Annotated in this window: 19 protein-coding genes; 12 read left to right on the forward strand and 7 right to left on the reverse strand. The window is 52.5% G+C overall.

Annotation, left to right across the window (positions count from 1 at the left end; translation table 11 throughout):
- On the forward strand, positions 1-123 hold a 123-nt coding region (locus tag KKG35_06820; GenBank protein ID MBU1737838.1), incomplete at its 5' end, for a transposase.
- Positions 124-708: 585 nt separating this feature from the next.
- On the opposite strand, the gene KKG35_06825 is transcribed toward KKG35_06820, so the two are convergent.
- The 3 genes from KKG35_06825 to KKG35_06835 are packed head-to-tail and all read right to left on the reverse strand — an operon-like array spanning position 709 to position 1,584.
- Complete coding sequence (locus KKG35_06825; GenBank protein MBU1737839.1) at positions 709-996, reverse strand: DUF2442 domain-containing protein; 288 nt, start codon at positions 994-996, stop codon at positions 709-711.
- Positions 968-1,213 carry a DUF4160 domain-containing protein gene (locus KKG35_06830; GenBank protein ID MBU1737840.1) on the reverse strand — a complete coding sequence of 82 codons (246 nt, stop codon included), beginning with the start codon at positions 1,211-1,213 and terminating at the stop codon, positions 968-970. Before KKG35_06830 ends, KKG35_06825 begins: the two co-directional genes overlap by 29 nt.
- A 5-nt stretch (positions 1,214-1,218) precedes the next feature.
- Entirely contained in the window at positions 1,219-1,584 is a 366-nt protein-coding gene (locus tag KKG35_06835; GenBank protein ID MBU1737841.1) for a helix-turn-helix domain-containing protein, read from the reverse strand.
- Positions 1,585-1,763: 179 nt separating this feature from the next.
- Between KKG35_06835 and KKG35_06840 the strand changes: the two genes are divergently transcribed.
- From KKG35_06840 to KKG35_06850, 3 genes are all read left to right on the forward strand, one after another.
- The gene (locus tag KKG35_06840; protein ID MBU1737842.1) at positions 1,764-2,576 is read left to right on the forward strand and encodes a CbbQ/NirQ/NorQ/GpvN family protein; all 813 of its coding nucleotides are present in this window, start codon (positions 1,764-1,766) and stop codon (positions 2,574-2,576) included.
- A gap of 12 nt (positions 2,577-2,588) precedes the next feature.
- Positions 2,589-4,946 (forward strand): VWA domain-containing protein, encoded by a 2,358-nt coding sequence (locus KKG35_06845; protein MBU1737843.1) that lies wholly within the window; start codon positions 2,589-2,591, stop codon positions 4,944-4,946.
- A 503-nt stretch (positions 4,947-5,449) separates the two neighbouring features.
- Complete coding sequence (locus KKG35_06850) at positions 5,450-6,715, forward strand: hypothetical protein (protein MBU1737844.1); 1,266 nt, start codon at positions 5,450-5,452, stop codon at positions 6,713-6,715.
- Positions 6,716-7,015: 300 nt separating this feature from the next.
- On the opposite strand, the gene KKG35_06855 is transcribed toward KKG35_06850, so the two are convergent.
- Complete coding sequence (locus KKG35_06855; protein MBU1737845.1) at positions 7,016-7,657, reverse strand: YchE family NAAT transporter; 642 nt, start codon at positions 7,655-7,657, stop codon at positions 7,016-7,018.
- 373 nt (positions 7,658-8,030) lie between these two features.
- On the opposite strand from KKG35_06855, the gene KKG35_06860 reads away from it, so the two are divergent.
- From KKG35_06860 to KKG35_06880, 5 genes are all read left to right on the forward strand, one after another.
- Positions 8,031-9,089, forward strand: a complete 1,059-nt coding sequence (locus tag KKG35_06860; GenBank protein ID MBU1737846.1) for a hypothetical protein — start codon at positions 8,031-8,033, stop codon at positions 9,087-9,089.
- A 360-nt stretch (positions 9,090-9,449) separates the two neighbouring features.
- Positions 9,450-10,874 carry a choice-of-anchor F family protein gene (locus KKG35_06865; protein ID MBU1737847.1) on the forward strand — a complete coding sequence of 475 codons (1,425 nt, stop codon included), beginning with the start codon at positions 9,450-9,452 and terminating at the stop codon, positions 10,872-10,874.
- Positions 10,875-11,276: 402 nt separating this feature from the next.
- Positions 11,277-13,370 (forward strand): DNA topoisomerase 3, encoded by a 2,094-nt coding sequence (locus tag KKG35_06870; protein ID MBU1737848.1) that lies wholly within the window; start codon positions 11,277-11,279, stop codon positions 13,368-13,370.
- A gap of 173 nt (positions 13,371-13,543) precedes the next feature.
- Entirely contained in the window at positions 13,544-13,960 is a 417-nt protein-coding gene (locus tag KKG35_06875) for an acyl-CoA thioesterase (protein ID MBU1737849.1), read from the forward strand.
- A 62-nt stretch (positions 13,961-14,022) separates the two neighbouring features.
- A complete protein-coding gene (locus tag KKG35_06880; GenBank protein ID MBU1737850.1) occupies positions 14,023-14,910 on the forward strand; it encodes a DMT family transporter in 888 nt (295 codons plus the stop codon).
- Between the two features lie 382 nt (positions 14,911-15,292).
- Here the strand turns inward: KKG35_06880 and KKG35_06885 are convergent, their stop codons facing one another.
- Complete coding sequence (locus KKG35_06885; GenBank protein ID MBU1737851.1) at positions 15,293-15,583, reverse strand: type II toxin-antitoxin system RelE/ParE family toxin; 291 nt, start codon at positions 15,581-15,583, stop codon at positions 15,293-15,295.
- Positions 15,573-15,824 carry a type II toxin-antitoxin system Phd/YefM family antitoxin gene (locus tag KKG35_06890; protein MBU1737852.1) on the reverse strand — a complete coding sequence of 84 codons (252 nt, stop codon included), beginning with the start codon at positions 15,822-15,824 and terminating at the stop codon, positions 15,573-15,575. Before KKG35_06890 ends, KKG35_06885 begins: the two co-directional genes overlap by 11 nt.
- Positions 15,825-16,126: 302 nt before the next feature.
- Between KKG35_06890 and KKG35_06895 the strand changes: the two genes are divergently transcribed.
- The 3 genes from KKG35_06895 (at position 16,127) to KKG35_06905 (ending at position 20,089) form a co-directional block, all read left to right on the forward strand.
- Positions 16,127-17,638: a nickel-dependent hydrogenase large subunit gene (locus KKG35_06895; GenBank protein MBU1737853.1), complete on the forward strand. Its 1,512-nt coding sequence runs from the start codon at positions 16,127-16,129 to the stop codon at positions 17,636-17,638.
- Positions 17,639-17,761: 123 nt separating this feature from the next.
- Positions 17,762-18,679 carry a hydrogenase small subunit gene (locus KKG35_06900; protein ID MBU1737854.1) on the forward strand — a complete coding sequence of 306 codons (918 nt, stop codon included), beginning with the start codon at positions 17,762-17,764 and terminating at the stop codon, positions 18,677-18,679.
- A gap of 24 nt (positions 18,680-18,703) precedes the next feature.
- The gene (locus KKG35_06905; GenBank protein MBU1737855.1) at positions 18,704-20,089 is read left to right on the forward strand and encodes a chemotaxis protein; all 1,386 of its coding nucleotides are present in this window, start codon (positions 18,704-18,706) and stop codon (positions 20,087-20,089) included.
- A 245-nt stretch (positions 20,090-20,334) separates the two neighbouring features.
- Here the strand turns inward: KKG35_06905 and KKG35_06910 are convergent, their stop codons facing one another.
- Positions 20,335-20,490, reverse strand: coding sequence for a hypothetical protein (locus KKG35_06910; protein ID MBU1737856.1), 156 nt, complete (start codon positions 20,488-20,490; stop codon positions 20,335-20,337).
- Positions 20,491-20,957 lie beyond the last annotated feature (467 nt).

A 20,957-nucleotide genomic window follows, 5' to 3' on the forward strand; every position in this document is an offset into this window, starting at 1 on the left:
GAGGGCATCAACAACAAGATTAAACGATTGAAGAGGATGGCCTACGGCTACAAAGACGTTGCCTATTTCCTCCTCAAAATCCACCAACACTGCGGACTGCTTAATCCACGGCTTTCAACTTAAAGACGAATGAACCAAATTTTATAATCGGCGCAACACCAGCTTATTAACTCGCTTAGGATTTTTATGTAATGCAGAAATACAAAAGCAATATTGTTAAGGCAATATTTTATGGTGTTGTTTTGTGGGCTCTATCAACATGCATTGTGTATTTTTTAACTGGAAGTTTTAGATCAGCAGTTCCTTTTGGAATAATCTTTATTATTGCTATTGCAAGATTTGTTATTCCTAACTTATTGAAACTTCTTCGTAGATAAGAAAACTTGGACAGATCTATTGTTTAAGGCATTTGAGACCTATCAATGCCTTTTTTTATAAAAATAGGGGAGCCCTTGAGGGCGGGATGGGTTTGCCGGGCGGGTGCTGTAATCAGATAGTGGTTGGCGGATTTTATGCGGGCAACGCCCCGGCATCCGATTCCCGCCGGACATAGCCTGCACAAAATATGACAACCACATACCATGAACCCCTTCGAGGGGTTTGGGGTGATGAATTAAAGTCGGGTTGGGCTGCGAGCGCAGGAAGCACCCATTCGGGCATAAACTCCAGACGCGCAGCGGCTGAAGCCCGAGCACGTCAGCCCCTCCGTTATCCTTGCGGTCTGGATTCCTGGACAAACTGCGACCTCGGCGCCGGTGCGCCCCGAAGCAATCCTTCGGTGCTGAGATGTTCGTCGATATCCGGCCAGTGGATGCCGTAGCCTCCGCCGCATGACTCCCAGTGTGCCAGTTGATCCGGCGTTGCATGTTGTAATGACGGATACCACGCAAGTGGCACCGTAATTGTTCGGCCATCCATCAGATCGACGCTCAAGGTGTCCTCGGTGAAATGAACTCCTTTCACCCTCTCATCTGCTGCCAGTGCCAAAATACCCATACCATTTCTCCATCAATATTTTCTGATTCTCCTGCACGAGGGCTTCCAGCTTATTCAACTCACGGGGACTAAAGCCGACATTCCTGGCAAGTTGCACTGTCGTCAGCCAAAATTTTGCCGACAGATCGTCACAGTCAACATGAACGTGGGGCGGCTCGTTTGGTTCATGGCTGTAAAAGTAAAATTTATAGGGTCCGATCCTCAATATCGTAGGCATGCGGTCTATGCCTCCACTATGGAACCGGTAAGCAGTTTCTGCATTTTGTGCCTCGTGAGCATGGAGTCGATCACTCGCATGATAGCTTGTTGATCATCCGGCTTCAGTTGGTCGATCATCCGGACGCGTTCAGTCAATTCTTTGTTTTTTATGCTCACCGCCGGTGAAGCTTCGTCTTCTCCGGAAAGAAGTCCGTAAACATTGACGTCCAGGACCTGAGCAAGACGCTTTACTACATCGATGGAGCGCTGAAACACCCCCCTTTCAAGGCGACTGAGATGATTCCCGCTGATTCCCGCTTTTTCCGCTAACTCACCCTGCGTCAGTTTTTTGCTCTTCCGTAATTTCTTTGTTTTTTCGCATACTTTCATTAGAACAAGCCTTCGTATTGGGCATGAAACTTTGCCGTTTGGGATATTTTAGGCGCTAAGGGGTTATTTTGCAACACAACTGATTTGCACCGTATAAAACGGCTTGACTTTCGTAAAAACCATCCGTTGAAAAATCAGGAATGATTCTTATAGTCTTCTCGAATTCCGATGGAGGTTTTATGAAGATTGTCGAACAGCGCCTTGCCGAACATATTATCCGAGATGAGCCTTTTTACCTGCCCCAGGACGATGAACTTGCCATTGCCGAGGCGGCCTATCAACACACGATTCCCCTGCTGCTGAAAGGGCCGACCGGTTGCGGCAAGACCCGCTTCATGCAGCATCTTGCCTGGAAGCTGAAACGCCCGTTGATCACGGTTTCCTGCCATGATGATCTTTCCACCGGGGACCTGGTCGGGCGGTTTCTGATCAAGGGCGGCGAGGCGGTCTGGGTTGACGGCCCCCTGACCATGGCCGTTCGCCACGGGGCGATCTGCTATCTCGATGAGGTGGTTGAAGCACGAAAAGACACCATCGTGGTGATTCATCCCCTCGCCGATGACCGGCGGGAACTGCCGATCGAAAAACGCGGTGAACTCCTGAGTGCCCCTCCCGAGTTCATGCTGGCGATCTCTTACAATCCCGGTTACCAGAGCGTGTTGAAGGATTTGAAGCAGTCAACCCGGCAGCGCTTCGTCTCCATCGAATTTGAGTATCCGGATGCGGAACTGGAGACGGCTATCGTCTGCCATGAGTCCGGACTTGATCATGAAACCGGTTCCGCCCTGGTCCGGTTGGCCGCCATGACCAGGCATCTCAAAAATGAAGGGCTGCAGGAAGGGGCGAGCACCCGGCTTTTGATTCACGCCGGCAAGCTGGTTGTTTCCGGGATGGACAAACGGCGGGCCTGCCGGGCCGCCATCACCGAGACCCTGACCGACGAGCCGGAGTTGCTTGCGGCAATCAGCGAAATGGTCAGTTCGCTTTTCTAACCGGGGCAAACGATGAACGCTGCGATTCTTAAAGAGCGATTTCTCGATCTCCTGCCGCCGCCGCTGCCCAGCGACTGGGAGGTCGAGGAGAATCTGGAGCCGCTGCTCGAACTCCCTGAATCCAGGCAGGAGAGAATTCTCCAGCAGATTCAGGCGATCTGGCCGGTGAGCAATTCCCTCTGCTACTCCTATCTGAACTGTGCCGACCGCGTCATGGGGTGCCTTGCTGACGAACAGGTCGGCGTCTGGGTGGCGGAGCTTCTGGACACTTACGAAAAAAACGGCCTGAAAGAGGCGCAATCCTTCATGGTCGATGTCGAGAAAAATTTTCTCTGCCGGCTCCGTGGTGAAACCGGGGTCTCCCTGGAAACGGTTCTCCCCCGGCTGTTGCCATATGCTGCCGGGATCGCCCGGCGCCGGATTGCCCTTGAAGAAGGAAGTGCGCTTTACACCGATACCGCAAGGATCTTTCTTCCCGGAAAACTATCTGCTTTTTCGCGCGAGGCAGACAATTTCCTGCTCTACAAACTGATGGTCACCACCCAGTTATGCCTGATCAGGGCCCGCACTTTCGAGATGGTCATCACTCCGGAATCTCCATGGCTGAAAACCCTGCAGCAAAAGTACAACGCCCCCTACAGCCTTAAGCCGATAACGGCCGATGATTTCTGGAAGATTTTCCCCGAACCACCTCTCGCGGAAGATCTGTTTACCCTGGCCGAAGGCTGGCGAGTCTTGACCCTGATTTCTGAAGACTATCCGGGCCTCTGGCGGGATACTGCTGAACTGCGCGCAGAACTCGCGAAAAGCCGCTTTCCGGAGGTCGCTTTATCCGGGAAAAGCCTGCTGGTGGAGATTTTGGCCCACTCTCTCCTGATCGGCCGTACCGACCGGACGAACAACACTTCCGACACTGATCTGTTCCGGCTGATCCTGTCCCGATTCCTCAACCCCTCCGAATCTGCCGAAGATTCCGCCAAAAAGACGGCCGCGATCTACGCCCTGCTTGACGATTTAAGGGAACCGTATGAACCGGTAGCCCCCCTGCCCTTTCTTGGCAGACTGCGGCCGGCTGCCGCCCGGCAGGTCCGCTTGCAGGAAAGGGACGAAACCCGGCAGAAATTTATTGAAGCGCTAGCCGCGATTCTCCCGGACAGCAAACCTATGCCCGAGGAAGAACCGGAGCCAACAAGTGAGTCCGGAGAATCTCCAGCCCGCTTCAACAGCGATAACGCCGTCGCCCTTCTCATCTCTCCTGCCGATCAGGAAGAAAGAGATTACTCTGGGCCTGCAGAAAACCCTGAAGACATCTCCAGCCAACTTCTGATCATCGGCGGACCCGATCTCGAAATTCCGGAAGCGCTGCAGGAACTGGCAGCAGAGATCAGCCGAGACCTTGGCAAGATCCCTGATGACTACATCTCTGCGGCCCAGGGCCTGGCCGGCAGGGGTGAGGCCCCGCCGACCACTGCCGCGACTCCCGGAGGGGAATCTCTTCCGGGAGCAATCACCTACGACGAGTGGGACTATCGGCGGGCCGGATTCCGAAAGAGCTGGTGCCATCTGAATGAAAAAAGGGTGCATCCGGTCAAGGGGACCTTCGTTCAAAAGACCCTCGACAAATACCGCGGGTTGCTGATCAGGCTGCGAAGGCAGTTTGAGATGCTGCGCTCTGCCGAACGGCTGGTCCGAAGGCAGCGTGAGGGAGATGAGATCGATCTGGATGCGGTTGTCGAATCAATCTCGGATACCCGTGCCGGGCGGCCGGAGTCGGAAAAGCTCTTTATCCGGTTGAAGCGGGATGATCGTGATATCGCGGGGATGTTTCTGATCGACATGTCCTCGTCAACGGAAGGCTGGGTCGGCGAAGCGCTGAAGGAGGCCCTGATCCTGATGGGCGAATCCCTCGAAGTTCTGGGCGACCGGTATGCGATCGCCGGTTTTTCCGGGATGCGTCGCACCCGGTCTGATTTTTACCATATCAAGGACTTTTCCGAATCGTACAGCGAGGAAATCAAGGGCAGGATCGCCGCAATTGCCCCGCAGGAATACACCAGAATGGGCCCGCCGGTGCGGCATGCAATCAGGATGCTCCAGGGAGTTGACGCCAGGGTCCGGTTGCTGATCGTCCTGTCCGACGGCAAACCCGAGGATTACGATGATTACAAGGGAGAATATGCCATCGAGGACACCCGCCATGCCCTGATCGAGGCCAAAGCGGCCGGCATTCACCCCTTCTGCATCACCATCGACCAGCAGGCCCACGACTACAACGCCCACATGTACGGTGAAGTAAATTACATCTTTCTCGACAAGGTCAGCGACCTGCCGATCCGCATGCCGGTTATCTATAGAAACCTGACATCTTGAAAGGTCTGATAATCTGCTTTTTTGTTATGTTTTTTTCTTTTTGCAATCTCTCCTATCCGTTAATTTTGTCTCTGAACAAATATTTGGCGAACCAACCTCAAAACAAATATTTATTAAATAATATCAAGTAAATAACAAAAAGAAGTATTTTGACATATTTTTCCAACCTACCCCTTGTTGTTTAACCTTCATTTTTCAGATGACTAATCTGCTTGACAGGATTGGCGTTTTTAATTACATGACCATTTTTAGGTGGATTAACAAACAATAGATGGGGAAGTTGTTTCTTTGCATTGCACTTTTATCGTTGCTTTCATTTAGCAGTATTCAATGAAAATTTAAATCCGGGGCCGCCCCTCTTTTCCACTCTGAAATGCTGCTAGTGACTTTTCTCTCGACCGACAGAAAATTTATACGAGAGCTGAAGTCCTGAATGTATCAATATGGTTCAACCACGGGGGATGAATCAGAATTGTATATCAACAAAAAAAGAGGAATGAAGAATGAAGAAAAAGATGATTGGAATTACCGGATGTATGTTCTTGGCTTCGCTCTGCCTGGTGGGAAATGCTCTTGCTGCAAGGACTGATGAGATTCAGTCACGCCATATCGATGAGGCGGACGGTATCACCGGTCAGGACACAACCTCCGGCAGTGGTGTGAAAACGGGTCATATTCAGGATGGAGCTGTCACCGATGCCAAGATTTCCGGCACGATTTCTACTTCTAAACTGAATGTCGGCACTTCTGCAGGCACGGTTGCTGCCGGGAACCATACTCATGCCCAGACCAAGCCGGCAAATGTAGTTGTTGTTGCCTTAAGCGGTGGTGATTTCACCAGTCCTGTCGCCGCAGTTAATTCCATCAGCGGTGCTTCCGCAGCAAACCCCTATCTTGTCAAGGTAATGCCCGGTGTTTACGATATCGGCGATGCTTCTCTGCAGATGAAGGAATATGTGTATCTTGAAGGAAGCGGCAGGGAGAACACAACAATCACCTCAAGCGTCAACAATATCGACTTCGATACATGTGCTGAAGGGACTATCGTTATGGCGAACAACACCTCAGTACGTCATATTCGTCTCGGCAATCTAGCCCCTGATGAAGGCAACCAAAATATGGCCCAGGCGATTGTAGTCAATAACGTCGAAGCGCTGATCGAGGATGTTACCATCCGGGTCGGAGACAATACTGTTTTCAGTGACAGAAACAACGGTGTCTGCGCCACCGGCTACAGCGCCAAAGCGACCCTTAACAACGTCGACATTGAGACCCAGGCCATGGGCGGCCACTCAAACGCTGTTATCGTAGGTGATGGTGCCAAGATGACCATCGTCAACTCGAAACTGGTCAGCAGTGTGGCAGCGGGTGATGACGCCAGTACCCATGTTGTCGATTGTTATAACTATTTTGACTACGATGCGGCAAGTGAAGTTATCGTAAAGGACAGTTATGTGAAGAGCACCTCGGTCAATAATGCCCAGGGCGGGTTCTCCGGTCTGTGGGGGGACGAGTACTGTAAAGGCACATTCATTAATACCACGGTCGTGATGGATCATTCAAACGAAGGTGCAGATCCCTGCGCGATTGATGCCGGGATTGCAGATTTCACCATTATGAATTCCCAGTTGCAGGGACCTCTGTGTGCCTCCGGCTGGAAAAGCAAAATCGCCAACACCATGATCAAGGGGCAGATTGACGAGTCAACTCAAGTGGTACTTCTGAATAACTATGACGAGAACCTGAACCCCATCCCTAATCGGGATTAAATCGGCCAGGAAGCAACTCGTCTTTTAAGTATGTTTCAAGTTTATAGAAAAGGGGTCTCCGGATTTGTTTCGGAGCCCCTTTACTCTTTTGCATGCCTCATAGAACAGCGCCAATTCCCCGTCATTTTGAGCGGCCTCAAGGTTTGCCTCCCCGGTAAAAGTCTCTCCGATCAAATAACCACGGATCAATCTTGTCTGGATGTTGTAATCTGGCTATCCGAGATAAAATCGGTCTGTTATCGACAACATTGTATTGAATATTTTTTTATTGGCACCATGGAAGATGAATACAGGCGCGAATCAACCTGCCAGGACTGGAAAAAGCTGGCGAAGGCCGTTGGCAATAAACTCGACCCCGACCGCCGCCATGATGAGCCCCATCAACCGGGTCACCACGTTGATTCCGGTCCGGCCGAGAAGGTTCGAGAGAAATGGCGCCAGGCGGAAGACCAGCCAGGTGATCAACCCGAGGAGCACGATTCCGCCGGCAAGAACGAGGTAATGAGTGAGGGATGATTGCCTCTGGGCGTAGAGGATCACGGTGCTGATCGCACCCGGTCCGGCAAGCAATGGAGTCGCCAGAGGGACCACCGCCACCGCCTCCCGATCTTCGGAATCCAGCGCTTCCTCTTCCGTCTGCTTGACATGACTCATCTTCGCATGGAGCATCGAGATGGCCATCAGCAGGATCAGGATTCCCCCGCCCACCCGGAAAGAGGCGATCGAAATCCCGAAAAATTGCAGGATCAACTCGCCGGTAATGAGGACAATGAGCAGAATAATGGTGGTGGATAAAGCAGACACCACACTTGTCCTGCTTCGGGCATCGGTATTCTGATTGCTGGTCAGGTTAATGAAAACCGGCACCGCGCCCAATGGATTGACGATGGCCATCATCGCAGCGAAGAACTTGAAATATTCCGCCCAGTTTTCAACAACCATTCCCGTCTCCGAAACATTGATCTGAAGTCAGAACCTTTGACAGAATAAACACGCAGGTTCATTTGCGACCGGATTTTGACGACTGCAGGTCATGACAGTCCAAATTCTACTGCAAGCAGTTGCTTTAGTCCATGAGATGTTATTTTCGGGATGTGGGTATTTTCCGACGGGAATTCTCCGTTGACCGGCACTCGTACCTCCCAAGGGGTGAAATATATCGCCGTACATGTGCACCCGGCCACGAGTGTCGGAAAATTATGGTCTGAATGACAGAAATCCTGACAATCTTATTTAGATGCTTGGCCTGTGATTTTTTTAATGTTATGTTTGAAGGCGATTGTTTCGTATGACTCCTTGGGGGGGGGAGAGAGCCATGACCAGAAAAAAATCCGTCTGCAATTCCGTTTTTGCAACTCCAGCCGATCCAACTACATTCCTGAAGAAAACCTTCTCCTGTCTGAAGCGTTGCGGCAGAAACCTTCCGGTTTATGTACGCGCCATCATCCTGGCGTATATTCTCTGTTCTTTTTTGCCGGAACCGGCCGCGGCGGAGGTTGTCGGCGCCCTGATGCCCGCCAAGGATATTCCCCATTATACGGCTATGCATAATGCCATGCTGAACGAGTTCAAAGCCAGGGGTAACCCGCCAAAATTTATCCTCCAGAACCCGGCAGCTTCCGCCGACTCATGGAAAAACGCCATCAGGAAATTTGATGTCCTTGGTTCCAGGGTGCTCGTCACCTATGGTTCGGCGGTATCCGCCTTCGTGACTCGGCTGAAGCCTGAATTTCCGGTTGTCTACGGCGGGGCTTTTTACCCGGATGAGAGCGGCGTGGCCGGCAATGTCACCGGAATGGATGCGACCATGCCGTTGGCGGAACTGCTGCAAAACCTGAAAACAATCTCGAACTATTCGAGGCTTGCGATCCTTTATTCAAGCCGGGAAAGGGATTCCGTTCTGGAGATGGAAGCGGCGGAACGGATTGTTCTGCAATCGGGGGGCAAGGTCATTAAAATCGACGCCCACGATGTCAATTTTCTGGACCAGGCCGACTACGATGTTGTCTTTTCCGCAGATTTCTTCGATCTTTCCGGTGCTGAAGCAGCCCTGCTGACCTCGGCCAGCAATATCAACAGCCGGGAAAATATCGGCCTGATCGCCAAGAACCTCCTGACAAACGGAAAGGCTTCCGCCTCTGTTTTCAGCGGCACCTGTGAGATGGGGATTCTCATTTCTTCTTCCGCTTCGCCGGAATATCTGGGCAAGGGGATGGCCCTGAAGATCATGGAAGTCCTGGAGGGCGAGAGTCCCGCCAACATCCCTCCCGGCAGGGCATCAAAAAGCGGAATGACTGTCAACCTTACCACGGCGAAAAAGCTCGGCTTCAGTGTTCCTTTCGAACTGCTGGGTACTGCCGAAATCGTGAAATAGCTTAAATCCCGACAACCATTGTGCCTCCTTCTTCAGCGCTCGGGTTCCTTCCGAAATCGGGCAATCCGGCGCCAGGACGTCCCTCCCCTTTTCCTGATCTGCAGTTTTTCCAGGTTTCTCCGGCAACTGACCAGAATCTGGAGAGCTGAAAACAGAAACTGACTACCCGGACCACATCTCAAACCATCTCCTCCCACAGCGAAGAGCGTTAATTCAACAAGATATCCATGCATAGGGTAATTGGCATTCATTGTGCAGTATCCCGGGATGCTATTCGCGATGGCATGGAAAAAATGAAGAAACCAAAAAAAGTCAGGACCACACAACCAACTTATCTTGATTGATAAAGGAGGAGGAAAAATGAAGACAGGAAGACTTTTACTGGCAACGGCCGCAGGGGTGCTTGCCGCAGCAGGGGCAAGCCAGGCGGGAATCATCAACGGCTGGGACATGGACACCGTTATCGTCCCTCCCGGCCCGTATACCGAGTATGTGACCTACTACAGCACCATTTATACCGATTCGAGCATGACGGCCACCAACGGCGCCATCACCTGGAAAGAGACCGATGTACTGGCTCCGGGTCTCAAGGTGGTGAATGGCGATGATGTGGACGGCACCAACTGCCTGATGACCACCGGCTACAACCCCTATGACCTGAGCGACAAGCAGTGCAGCGACCCGCTGCAGTCAAGCAAACGCTTTAAGGTCAAGAACCTGATCGACGGCCCGATTGACGTCTCCTTCAATGTTTCCGATGGCCCGAAATCTACCTACCGCAGCCTGCAGAAACTCACCGACGGCACCACCGGCCGTTGGGATGGATTCACCATCGACCTCGGTTTCACGGTCAACGGCCAGTTTGTTCCTTCAACCGCGGGCGACGGGCTGGGCTTTTCCGATACCGCCGGCAACTACTGGACCACGCCGGTGACCACCTACCAGAGCCAGGCAGACACCTTTTCTGCAACCTATGCCCAGGGCCTGGCCGGACCGCCGGATGCCTATCATCCGGAACCCGGATATTTCAATCCCGTTGAAAGAATGGGCTTCGGCATGATCGCAACCGAAGATACCATCAACAGCGACGGTATTACTACGACCTATTCTGATGTCTTCGGTCCATGGCTGAACAGCAGCGCCTGCTCCATCGCGGTTTACTACGATGATGACAGTGATATCAACACCGACAACCGCCTGATGATCAACTGCGCCGATGCAAGTGACATCACCAAGGCCGGCACCCACACCGGGGATGACACGACCGGCTACACCTGTAACGGCGTCTGGGTCACCTACCGGTCACAGGTCGGGCTCGATGCCAATGGCGCACCTTACATCTCCGACGGCATTCCGAAGATCGTTCAGCTTTCCGATCTTGCCCCGGTTGTCTACACCTCAAAGGATGCGGCGATTGCCTCCGGCGATCCGAATCCCTATTACATGGATCAGATTGAAGACCTTGCGAACCTCGGGCTCAATTTCTGGATCACCGTCGATAACAATGCCAACTGGCCGACCCCGACTAATTTCACGATCCGTTATACCCCGATTCCCTCCGACGGCAGCACCCCGCCGCCCCCGGCCGAGGAAACTATGTGTGCAGACGGCATGGATAACGACGGCGACAATCTGATCGACTGCTCCGATCCCGACTGCGCAGGCATTGGGATCTGCGGCCCGGAAGGCAAGTACGAGACCTGCTCCGACGGCTATGACAATGACGGCGACAACCTGGTGGACTGTGCGGATCCGGGATGTGCCAAAAACAGGTCCTGCCGATAAAAGCGGTCATTTGACAGATCCCGTTTTAGATTTCTTTGCCACCCGCCCTGCCCCTCCGGGCAACGGAAAGTAAACGGTAAAGAAAGGCGTCACCGAGAAGCCGGCACCGGGCGAAAACCCGTGGCCGGTTTCTCTTTTATATCGAATGCGGTTCCTGCCCGCATCCTGCTTTCCGGTATTCCAAGCAAAGTTGGAACATCGTTTACAACACAAGAAACCCGCAACTCAAGGCATCTGTTCATACCAGCGCAATCTCTTCTCCCTGCCTGATTTATTCCTCCTCCTTGCATCAGTTTGAAATTAGGTTTAGGGTGTGGAACCGGGTCGAAGGCAGCGCTTTCCACCCGTCGCCAGTCCGGTTTGTATTCAGTCAAAAAGTATAGAGCGCGGGAAAAAAGAGCAATGAAGGTTGTGATTGCCGAAAAACCCTCCGTGGCCCGGGACATTGCGGAGGTCCTCAAGATCACGGGGAAAAAGAAGGGATATATCGAAGGGCGGGGGTGCGCGATCACCTGGGCCTTCGGTCATCTGGTGACCCTGCAGGAACCCGGCGAATATGATCCTGCCCTCAAGCGCTGGTCCCTGGACACCCTGCCCTTCGTGCCGGACACCTTCAAGCTTGCCCTGATTAAAAATCGCGGGGTGGATGAACAGTTCCATATTATCGAATCGTTGTGCAAGGAGAGTGATGAGATCGTCTGTGCCACCGATGCCGGTCGTGAAGGCGAGCTGATCTTTCGCTACATCCTGGCCCAGGCCGACTGCGAGGACAAGCCGATCCGCCGCCTCTGGCTCAACTCCCTCACCCCCGACGCGATTGAGGAGGCTTTCAAAAATCTGAAAGACGGCCACGACTACGATTCGCTCTATGCTGCGGCCCGCTGCCGCAGCGAATCCGACTGGATCGTCGGCCTCAACTCCACCCGGTACTACACGGTCAAACACGGGCGCATCGGCGGCGGCAAGGACCGGGTCCTGTGGAGCATCGGCCGGGTCCAGACCCCGGTCTTGGCGATGATCGTCGAGCGGGACGATACCATCCTTCATTTCCAGCCCCAGCCGTTCTGGGAACTCGCCACCCGTTATCGCGAGGTGGTGTTCAAACACACCGGCAAACGCTTTGAAGAGCCGGAAAAGGCGCACGCCCTGCTTGAGAAAATAACGGGCCACCCCTTTGTCATCAGCGGGGTTACCGGCAAAGAGGTCAATGAACAGCCGCCGCAGCTTTTTGACCTCACCACCCTGCAGCGGGATGTGAACAAGCGGTATGGCTTGTCGGCCGCCGATACCCTGGCCGCCACCCAGAATCTCTACGAAAAAAAGCTGGTCACCTACCCCCGTACCGATTCCAGGTATCTGAGCGAGGACATGAAGCCGCGCATTCCCAAAATCCTGGCCCAGCTCAAAACGATCCGCCCGGATGAGATCGAACCCCTGAACCTCGCGAAACTGCCTTTCACCAAAAGGATCATCGACGACAGCAAGGTGACCGATCACCACGCCATTATTCCCACCGGGGTCAAACCGGGCAAGATCGGCGACAACGAACAGCTGCTGTACGACGTTATCGCCACCCAGTTCATCGCGGCTTTCTATCCGGCCTGCCGCAAAAAAATCACCACGGTGGACGGGATCAGCAATCAGGTAAAGTTTCAGGCCAAGGGCACCCAAATCATCAAGCCCGGCTGGACAACCCTCTTCCCGAAAAAAAACCAGGGCCAGGATGCTGACGACGACCAGTCCCTGCCCGCTTTCGTGGAGGAAGAAAGCGGCCCCCATGAACCGTATCTGCACGAAGGCAAAACCAAACCGCCCAGCCATTTTACCGAAAACTCGCTGCTCGGCGCCATGGAGGCGGCCGGTAAATTTGTCGAGGACGATGTTTTGCGCGAAGCACTCAAGGAACGCGGCATCGGCACTCCCGCCACCCGGGCCGCGATCATCGAAACCCTGTTGCAGCGCAACTATATCCGCCGGGAGAAAAAGCAACTGCGCTGCACCGATATGGGCCGCTGTCTCATTGCCCTGGTCCGGGACCCGTTGCTCAAGTCACCGGAGATGACCGGGGAATGGGAGGAGAAGCTGAAACGGATCGAACGCGGCCAGCTCGACCCCGACTTGTTTATGACCGGAATCGGCGACTACATCCGTGGCCTGATCAAGAACGATTCCGTCGGCAACGGCGACAGTGGCCACTGGGCCAGCTGCCCGCTCTGCGGCAAAGAGGTGGTCAAAGGGAAGAGAGCTTTCGGCTGCTCGGGCTGGCAGGAGGGGTGCCCCTTTGTTTTCGAACCGGAATTCAAGGGGCTGACACTCACGGTCAGACAGATCCAGACCCTGCTCCGGCAGCGGATTCTGCCCCAGCCGGTGCGGATTGGTGATGAACCGAGGATGCTGATTCTCTCCACCCGGGGCATCCCCATGGACCTGCGCCTCCCCTCCGCCGACCGGCAGAAAAAAGAGGGGGCAACGGATCGTTCCCCAGCCCAAAGCTGACTTTCAAGCAACAAAACGTAAAAGAAAACCGCCTTGCGCCACAGCCAACACCAGGTATCATCCCCTATCCATTCCCGAGGTCGTTGCTATTGCCTGCTCTCCTGCCGTCTGTTAGAATGCCATCCGGCAAGCGGAATCATGGTGAGCAAAATACTCTCGGGAGCCCTGGAAAAATGACAGAATATCTTTACCGACTGGATTTTCAGGTCCGTGACTACGAGCTCGACATGCAGGGGATCGTCAACAACTCGGTCTACCAGAATTACCTGGAGCACACCCGGCATGAGTTCTTAAAGGAATACGGAATCGACTTCGCCGCCTTCACCAGAGACCGGATCAACCTGGTGGTGATGCGGATCGAGATCGACTATAAATTCCCGCTGCAGAGCGGCGACCGGTTCTGGATCGGCCTCAACATGCATAAAGAATCCCGCCTGCGCTTCGTTTTCCTGCAGGATATCTACCGCCTCCCCGACGACAAGCCGATTCTGAAAGCAAGGGCCACCGGCACCTCCCTGAACCAAAACGGCCGCCCGACCGTTTCCGTGGAACTGGAACAGGCCTTTGCCAAGCTGGATCTTGAGAAATGATTTCGAGATCCGACCTGATCCGGTTGTGCTTTCCCTATGCAATCAGACCCCGGTCCTGATCAATGTCATCCATCCGCCTGATTACCCTGACGTCCATTACCATGATTGCTTTTGCCGGCAATTCACTACTCTGTCGGGGCGCTCTCAACCATACCACCATTGATCCGGCAAGCTTCACGACAATCAGGTTGCTCTCCGGCGCATTGATGCTTTGGCTGATAGTCCGAATAAGAAAAGGCGCGGCTGTCGGCGGGGGGAACTGGCTGTCGGCATTTGTCCTGTTTACATACGCAGCAGGATTTTCTTTTGCCTATCTGAGCCTGTCTGCAGCAACCGGTGCACTCCTGCTCTTCGGCGCTGTTCAGGCGACCATGATCAGCCATGGTCTCCGGATGGGCGAGCGCCTGCGAAGGCTGCAGCTTATCGGCCTTCTGCTTGCGTGCGGAGGTTTTGTCAACCTGATGCTGCCCGGCCTCTCGGCGCCACCATTGGATGGCTCCATCCTGATGTTCGGCGCCGGGGTCGCCTGGGGAATATACTCCCTGCGCGGCAAAGGCGCCGGAGATCCGACCAGGGTAACGGCAGGAAATTTTCTGCGGGCTGTTCCCTTCGCGGCAATATTGAGCCTGTTGACGCCGGCCGACATCTCTCCGGACGAAGCGGGATTCTGGTATGCGGTTTTATCCGGTGCGCTGGCATCCGGGATTGGATATGCCATCTGGTACACAGCGTTGCCCGCGTTGCCATCCGCCAGCGCGGCAATTCTCCAGCTCAGTGTCCCGGTCATCGCCGCACTGGGCGGCATCGTTTTCCTCGATGAGGTCATCACCATCCGCCTGGTAGTATCGTCCGTCGCCATTCTCGGAGGAATCGCGCTGGTGATTCTTGAAAAACAAGGTCCCTCTCCCACCCGGCAATCATCCGCCGTCGCCGGAATGAAGCGCCAATAAACTCCCCGCAGCAGACAGCGCCACCCCCATCCAGGGCATAACTCCCGACTTCAAGCTGCAGGAGACATCCTGACAGGTACTTGTGCGCCGCTGAGGGGGGATAAAATGATCGCAGTGGATTTCAATGAAGAGAATGACGACCTGAAGGGATTTTAATTCCAAGTTTAAAGGCATTATCCAAAGCTTACACCCTTCGGGTATAAGTTTCGTACGAGCAGACGAGCTGCTCAACTCAGCTTTATCTCAAATCTCAGGGGTTATATTCGCTGCATGATGGATGGATCAAGCTGCATCATCCCATATGAACCGCCCTGTTGGGCGCCCTTCGGAAGTGCCATTGGGGGAGAGCCGCATGCTGAAGTGGTGTGCCCCGGCTATCCGATTAATCGTTATTCCTAATTTGGGCCTTTTTATAGACCTGATTTTTATCTCTTTTGCCGACAGCGATTACGAGGATATATATCTCTTTATCGACAACTTCATAAACTATGCGATATCCGCTTGCCCGAAGGTTGATTTTGTAATGGTTTTCAAAACCGGAAAGCTGAGAACTTGGTACATGCGGAGATTCAAGCCGCTCTTTAAGTTTCTTCTTGAATTGGAGTTGGACGGAGTTGTCTAGCTTTTTCCATTCCCTCAGAGCCGTTGGAAGAAATTTTAATTTATAATTCATCTAAAGTTACTTCCACCGCGGAGATTTTTTCGTGTTGCCGTTCCTGAACCAAAACTCCCAGTTGATAATCTTCAATTTTTTCAAGTAAGGCTTCGTACGTTTCAGCAGGAACGAGATATGCCGTTGGCCGATTATGATTTAAGATCGCTATTGGTTCTCCGCCAGACTGCTCAATCAGCGCGGATGGATTTTTCTTTAACTCCGAAATGCTTGCCGAACATCCTGCCAATACAGATTCCATGTGGTACCCTCCATTTTTTTAAGGACCTGAATTTTGTACATATTATAGGTCTTTATTAGGTGCCAATCAAGTTTTCTTTTATTATGGGATCTTTCATAACGCTCGCTCCTCGTCCTTTCAATTGCAGTAACCCGCACTTTTCCAAAACAAACCATCCTCTGGATCTGAACTGAAAAATTGGTTGTACTTTTGTTTGTGCTTGTGCCTAGAATGTTCATACGTGCCTCGGGAGGAAAAGCATTGCCGGACAAGTAATGTTCGGCCAACGTCCACATCATAAAACAACTATTCGGAGAGTTTCGATGAGAATCGACCTCGGTCCCGTTACCAGGATAGAAGGCCACCTGAACGTGCAAACCACGGTGGAAAACAATGTCGTTGTCGATGCCCGTTGTATGGGGGAGATGTTCCGCGGCTTTGAGGTGATTCTGCAGGGCCGCGACCCCCTTGATTCGCAACAGATCACCCAGCGGATATGCGGCGTCTGTCCCTATGCCCACGCCATTGCATCATCTTACGCGCAGGAACAGGCTTACGGCCTGAATGTCCCGAAAAACGGCAGGATTTTCCATAACCTGATCCAGGGGGCAAACCATCTGTATGACTATCTTCTCCATTTCTATCAGCTTTCGGCCCTGGATTTTGTTGATGTCACGGCGATTCTCCAATATGGCGGTCGTGATTCCGAGCTTCTGAAGTTGAAAAGCTGGGTCCAGTCCGAACTGGCATCAGGAAAACCGTTTCCCGCAGCTCCTTTTCTCCCGAGGATTTCCGGCAGGTACATCGAAGACCGGGACCTGAACATCGGGGCTCTGAAACATTACCTTGACGCAATGGAGATTCAGAAGAAAGCCAACCGGGCCGCAGCAATATTCGGAGGGAAATTTCCCCATTCCACCGCAATTTTCCCGGGTGGATCCACCCAGGAGGCCCGCATTGATCACATCGTTTCCTATCAGGCGATCATTCAGGAAGTACGGGACTTTTATCATAATGTTTATATCCCTGATCTTGTCGCCGTGGCCCAGGGTTTTCCGGAGTATTGGAATATCGGCGCGAGCAAGGGAGGTTTTATGTCCTATGGTCTGCTGCCACTGACTTCGTCTCTTGACAGTGAACGTCTGTTCGCTTCCGGGATATTGTTGGACGGGAAAATATCGCCGGTCGATTTTCAGATGATTACCGAGGATGTGGCTTTTTCCAAGTATTCTTCAGGCAGCGGCCTCAAGGTAAAAAACTCGGAATTGATTCCTGATCCGCACAAAAAATCGGCCTATTCCTGGACCAAGGCGCCAAGATATGGTGGCCGGATGATAGAGGTCGGGCCGGCAGCAAGAGTGCTGGTTGATTATACCCGGGGGCATAACCAGAAAGTAAAAGCCCTGGTCGAAAAATTTGCCGGCATTGCCAATATCACCGCCAATCAGCTGAACTCCGTCCTTGGGAGACATCTCTGTCGGGCGATCAGCGGGGTGGTGATCGCTGATTTTCTGCTGGATGAGACGGAAAGAATTGATCACGGTCAACCGACAATGGCGGAAATCGAAATCCCGCGCAGTGGCGAAGGTTATGGGGCCACCGAGGCATCCCGGGGCGCCCTCCTGCATTACATAAAAATTGAGGACTACAAAATAGACAGGTATGCCTGTGTGGTTCCCACCACCTGGAATGCTTCCCCCCGCGATGACAATGGTAATCCCGGGGCAATGGAATCAGCGCTGATCGGAACCCGCGTTGCCAACCCGGGGGAGCAGCTGGAATCGTTGCGGATCGTCCATTCCTTTGATCCGTGCATCGCCTGTTCAGTCCACTGATACTAAGAAATTTGCGAATTTGAAATTTTTGTGCACATGCAAAGCAAACGTTTTCTACATGGTCCCGGTCATACATTCATCCGCGGCTGTGAGCTTCAGTTCTAAAGATCGAAAAGGAGCATTATGCTGGATAGACGAGATTTTTTAAGGCTTGCCGCAACTCTGACAGCCTCACTTGGCATTGGAAATCTCCCGCAGCCTGTTGCTGCCGCCTTGAAACAGATCAACCAGAAAACGATTCCCAAGCTGATCTACCTGCAGGGGCTGTCCTGTACGGGATGCTCCATTTCACTTCTCCAGGCAAGTTCGCCTTCACCTCTCTATCTCATCACAGATTATTCACAACTCGCTTTCCATGCCGATCTGTCGGCCATTTCCGGGAGAAAGGCCATTGACCTCATTGAGCGATATGTCACCGGCCAGGCGGGGGATTATTTTCTTGCCGTGGAAGGCGCCATTCCGGAGTTAATGCCGGAGGCCTGTATGATCGGCGACAAGCCATTCGCTTATTACCTTGAGCAGGCAGCTGAAACCATGGCCGGGGCCGTAGCTGTCGGGACCTGTGCCTGCGACGGCGGCATTCCGGCAGCTGAAGGGAATTTGACCGGGGCCATCGGTCTGCAGGAGTTTTACCGCAAGAGGAATATCGACAAACTGGTGGTAAATATTCGCGGCTGCTCGGTCCATCCGGATTGGGTCTGGCATACAATTACCCATCTGGTCAAAGTCGGTGTCCCCGAATTGGTAAACGGGGCTCCAAAATTGTTTTATGATCGGAAGGTCCATGACACCTGCCCCCGATATCATGCCTTTCAGGAACAGATGTTTGCTGAAAAACTCGGGGATAAGGGTTGCCTTTTCAAGCTGGGCTGTCTGGGGCCTAATACTTATGCCGATTGCTCCAGCCGGTGGTGGAATGGAGGACAGACATGGTGCATTGATACCAATGCGCCATGCATCGGGTGTGCCTCTCCCGATTTCGCCAAGAAGAAGAATTTCCCCTTTTACCGCATTTCAGAAAATCGCAAGTTGAAAATATAGGTGCGAACAATGAAGGGAACGTTCATGACAGGTCGGTCGGTTACTCTCAGGGTCATGGTTTCGGTGTTGCTTGTTTTGTTCTTTTCCCTGGTCGGCGGCACGGTCTTTCTCAGTTCTTATGTAAAGAACGCGATGACCCGTAATTATGTGGATTCGACAAAAAACATATTCAAGTCGTTTCATGAAGGGGTGAAGGGCTCTCTGGAACGAGGGCAGATGAAGAATTTTCAGAAGCTTCTCTCTCAGCAACAGGAAATTGAGGGGGTTCTTAACGTTTCCCTGTTTGATCGTACCGGCAAATTAAATATTTCCTCCACTCAAAACGGTTCTGAAAACACGATCAATCTTTCTCCGGAGTTGCTCTCAAGCAAAGAAATGGTGATTGATGTCTGGGATGATCGAATCCGGATCCTGTCACCCCAGGTAGTTGTTATGGACTGTATCCGGTGCCATCACGATTGGCAGGTCGGTGAGCAGGGAGGCGTTCTCTCTTTCAGCTATGATCTCACCTCGCTTAACAACACCATCTCCGAACTGCAAATGTATCTGGTGCTCGGTTGCCTGCTTCTGTTGTTGGCAACTATCGGGATGATCTATCTGGTAATGGATCGCCAGGTCAGCCGGCCGATCAACTCGATTATTGAAAATCTGGCTCAAAGTATGGAATCGGTAACCGACGTCTCGCAAAAGGCGGCTCTTTCCAGCCAGTCACTCTCGGATAACGCCTCACAGCAGGCAGCGGCCCTTGAAGAAACAAGCGCCTCCCTTGAAGAGATTTCAGCCATGACCAGGCAGAACGCTGAAAACGCATCCGGCGCCAACGATCTCATGGATGAAGCAAATACCATAATGAAAGAAGCAACTGAAGCGATGAAGAAATTGAGCCGGGCAATGGAGGAAATAGTCGCCTCCAATGAAGAGACGTTCAAGATCATAAAGATTATCGATGGAATTTCATTTCAGACCAATCTGCTGGCTTTAAATGCGGCGGTTGAAGCCGCCCGTGCCGGAGAAGCCGGGGCCGGATTCGCGGTAGTGGCCAACGAGGTGCGAAACCTGGCCATGCGTGCGGCGGAGGCGGCCAAAGAAACATCCGGGATGATTGAAGGAACAAATGAAAGGATAAAGAAAGGGGTGAGTCTGGTAGGTGATACCGATATTTCATTTACCAATGCCTCGGAAAAAACCATGACCGGGACAAAACTATTAAAAGAAATTGCCGAAGCGTCTCACCAGCAATCGTCCGGCATTGCCCAGATCAACAAATCCATTCTGGAGCTGGACAAAATGACCCAGGAGATTGCCGCCGATGCCGAGCGGTCATTCGGGGTTTCCGAACAGATGAAGGAACAGTCGGATAACCTGAACAGTGATGTCAACCATCTCATTCGTCTGGTAAAGGGAGCATGACGGCGGCGTTTTTGGCCTTAAAAACGTCAATATAGGGCCTAAAAAGGCCTGTTTTTGCATATGATTTCTAATGATTTTGTATAGTTAACGTGGTCCGACCCCAGCGCCCCCTCAATCATCTCGCCGAACAATTCGAGCTGATCCGCCGGGGAGCCTGAGGATCGAAGCGGAAGTGGGTCAGAAAAAAAAGGGGCCGTCGCAAAATGACCATGGCCTGTAAAACATTTCGCGGCGGCCCGTTAAGCTTAACGACCGGTGCGGTCTTGGCTGGCCTGACCCTGGGCGTTGCTTCCCGTCACAACCTTACCTTTTCCCGTTGTTCCGTGGTTTTTGCCACCTGCAGCAAGGGCTACACCGCCGCTCAACAACATTGCGAGGGTAATAATAATGATTTTTTTCATTTGGTTTTCCTCCGTAAGAATTTTTTTTAGCAACAGGACATTCCTGCAAGCCGTTAATGTATAGAACGGCCGAAGGAGGGGAATGGTTCCGGTAGAGTAAATTATTTTGTGTGAAATTTAACCGAGGGTAGAACATAGGGGTCAACATAGGGGTCAAAACATAGGGGTCAAGTCCGCTTTTGACCTTGCATAGGCATAGTGCATAGGGGTCCAGCATAGGGCATAGGGGTCAAGTCCGCTTTTGACCTTTGGTCGCTTTCTTGGTGATTGCGTCGAGTTGTTTTGGCAGCCGTTCATTGTCAGCCAGTCTTCTATTCACCCGCTGGCATAGGGGTCAAGTCCGCTTTTGACCTTTGGTCGCTTTCTTGGTGATTGCGTCGAGTTGTTTTGGCAGCCGTTCATTGTCAGCCAGTCTTCTATTCACCCGCTGAACCGCGCTGCTCACTGAACTGTAATTCTCAATTCCA

Source organism: Pseudomonadota bacterium (assembly GCA_018823285.1).
Lineage (GTDB): Bacteria > Desulfobacterota > Desulfobulbia > Desulfobulbales > JAGXFP01 > JAHJIQ01.

Coding starts and splice junctions, on each gene's coding strand:
- KKG35_06825 (MBU1737839.1), bottom strand. CDS start 996: ATGGGTATTTTGGCACTGGCAGCAGATGAGAGGGTGAAAGGAGTTCAT.
- KKG35_06830 (MBU1737840.1), bottom strand. CDS start 1,213: ATGCCTACGATATTGAGGATCGGACCCTATAAATTTTACTTTTACAGC.
- KKG35_06835 (MBU1737841.1), bottom strand. CDS start 1,584: ATGAAAGTATGCGAAAAAACAAAGAAATTACGGAAGAGCAAAAAACTG.
- KKG35_06840 (MBU1737842.1), top strand. CDS start 1,764: ATGAAGATTGTCGAACAGCGCCTTGCCGAACATATTATCCGAGATGAG.
- KKG35_06845 (MBU1737843.1), top strand. CDS start 2,589: ATGAACGCTGCGATTCTTAAAGAGCGATTTCTCGATCTCCTGCCGCCG.
- KKG35_06850 (MBU1737844.1), top strand. CDS start 5,450: ATGAAGAAAAAGATGATTGGAATTACCGGATGTATGTTCTTGGCTTCG.
- KKG35_06855 (MBU1737845.1), bottom strand. CDS start 7,657: ATGGTTGTTGAAAACTGGGCGGAATATTTCAAGTTCTTCGCTGCGATG.
- KKG35_06860 (MBU1737846.1), top strand. CDS start 8,031: ATGACCAGAAAAAAATCCGTCTGCAATTCCGTTTTTGCAACTCCAGCC.
- KKG35_06865 (MBU1737847.1), top strand. CDS start 9,450: ATGAAGACAGGAAGACTTTTACTGGCAACGGCCGCAGGGGTGCTTGCC.
- KKG35_06870 (MBU1737848.1), top strand. CDS start 11,277: ATGAAGGTTGTGATTGCCGAAAAACCCTCCGTGGCCCGGGACATTGCG.
- KKG35_06875 (MBU1737849.1), top strand. CDS start 13,544: ATGACAGAATATCTTTACCGACTGGATTTTCAGGTCCGTGACTACGAG.
- KKG35_06880 (MBU1737850.1), top strand. CDS start 14,023: ATGTCATCCATCCGCCTGATTACCCTGACGTCCATTACCATGATTGCT.
- KKG35_06885 (MBU1737851.1), bottom strand. CDS start 15,583: ATGAATTATAAATTAAAATTTCTTCCAACGGCTCTGAGGGAATGGAAA.
- KKG35_06890 (MBU1737852.1), bottom strand. CDS start 15,824: ATGGAATCTGTATTGGCAGGATGTTCGGCAAGCATTTCGGAGTTAAAG.
- KKG35_06895 (MBU1737853.1), top strand. CDS start 16,127: ATGAGAATCGACCTCGGTCCCGTTACCAGGATAGAAGGCCACCTGAAC.
- KKG35_06900 (MBU1737854.1), top strand. CDS start 17,762: ATGCTGGATAGACGAGATTTTTTAAGGCTTGCCGCAACTCTGACAGCC.
- KKG35_06905 (MBU1737855.1), top strand. CDS start 18,704: ATGACAGGTCGGTCGGTTACTCTCAGGGTCATGGTTTCGGTGTTGCTT.
- KKG35_06910 (MBU1737856.1), bottom strand. CDS start 20,490: ATGAAAAAAATCATTATTATTACCCTCGCAATGTTGTTGAGCGGCGGT.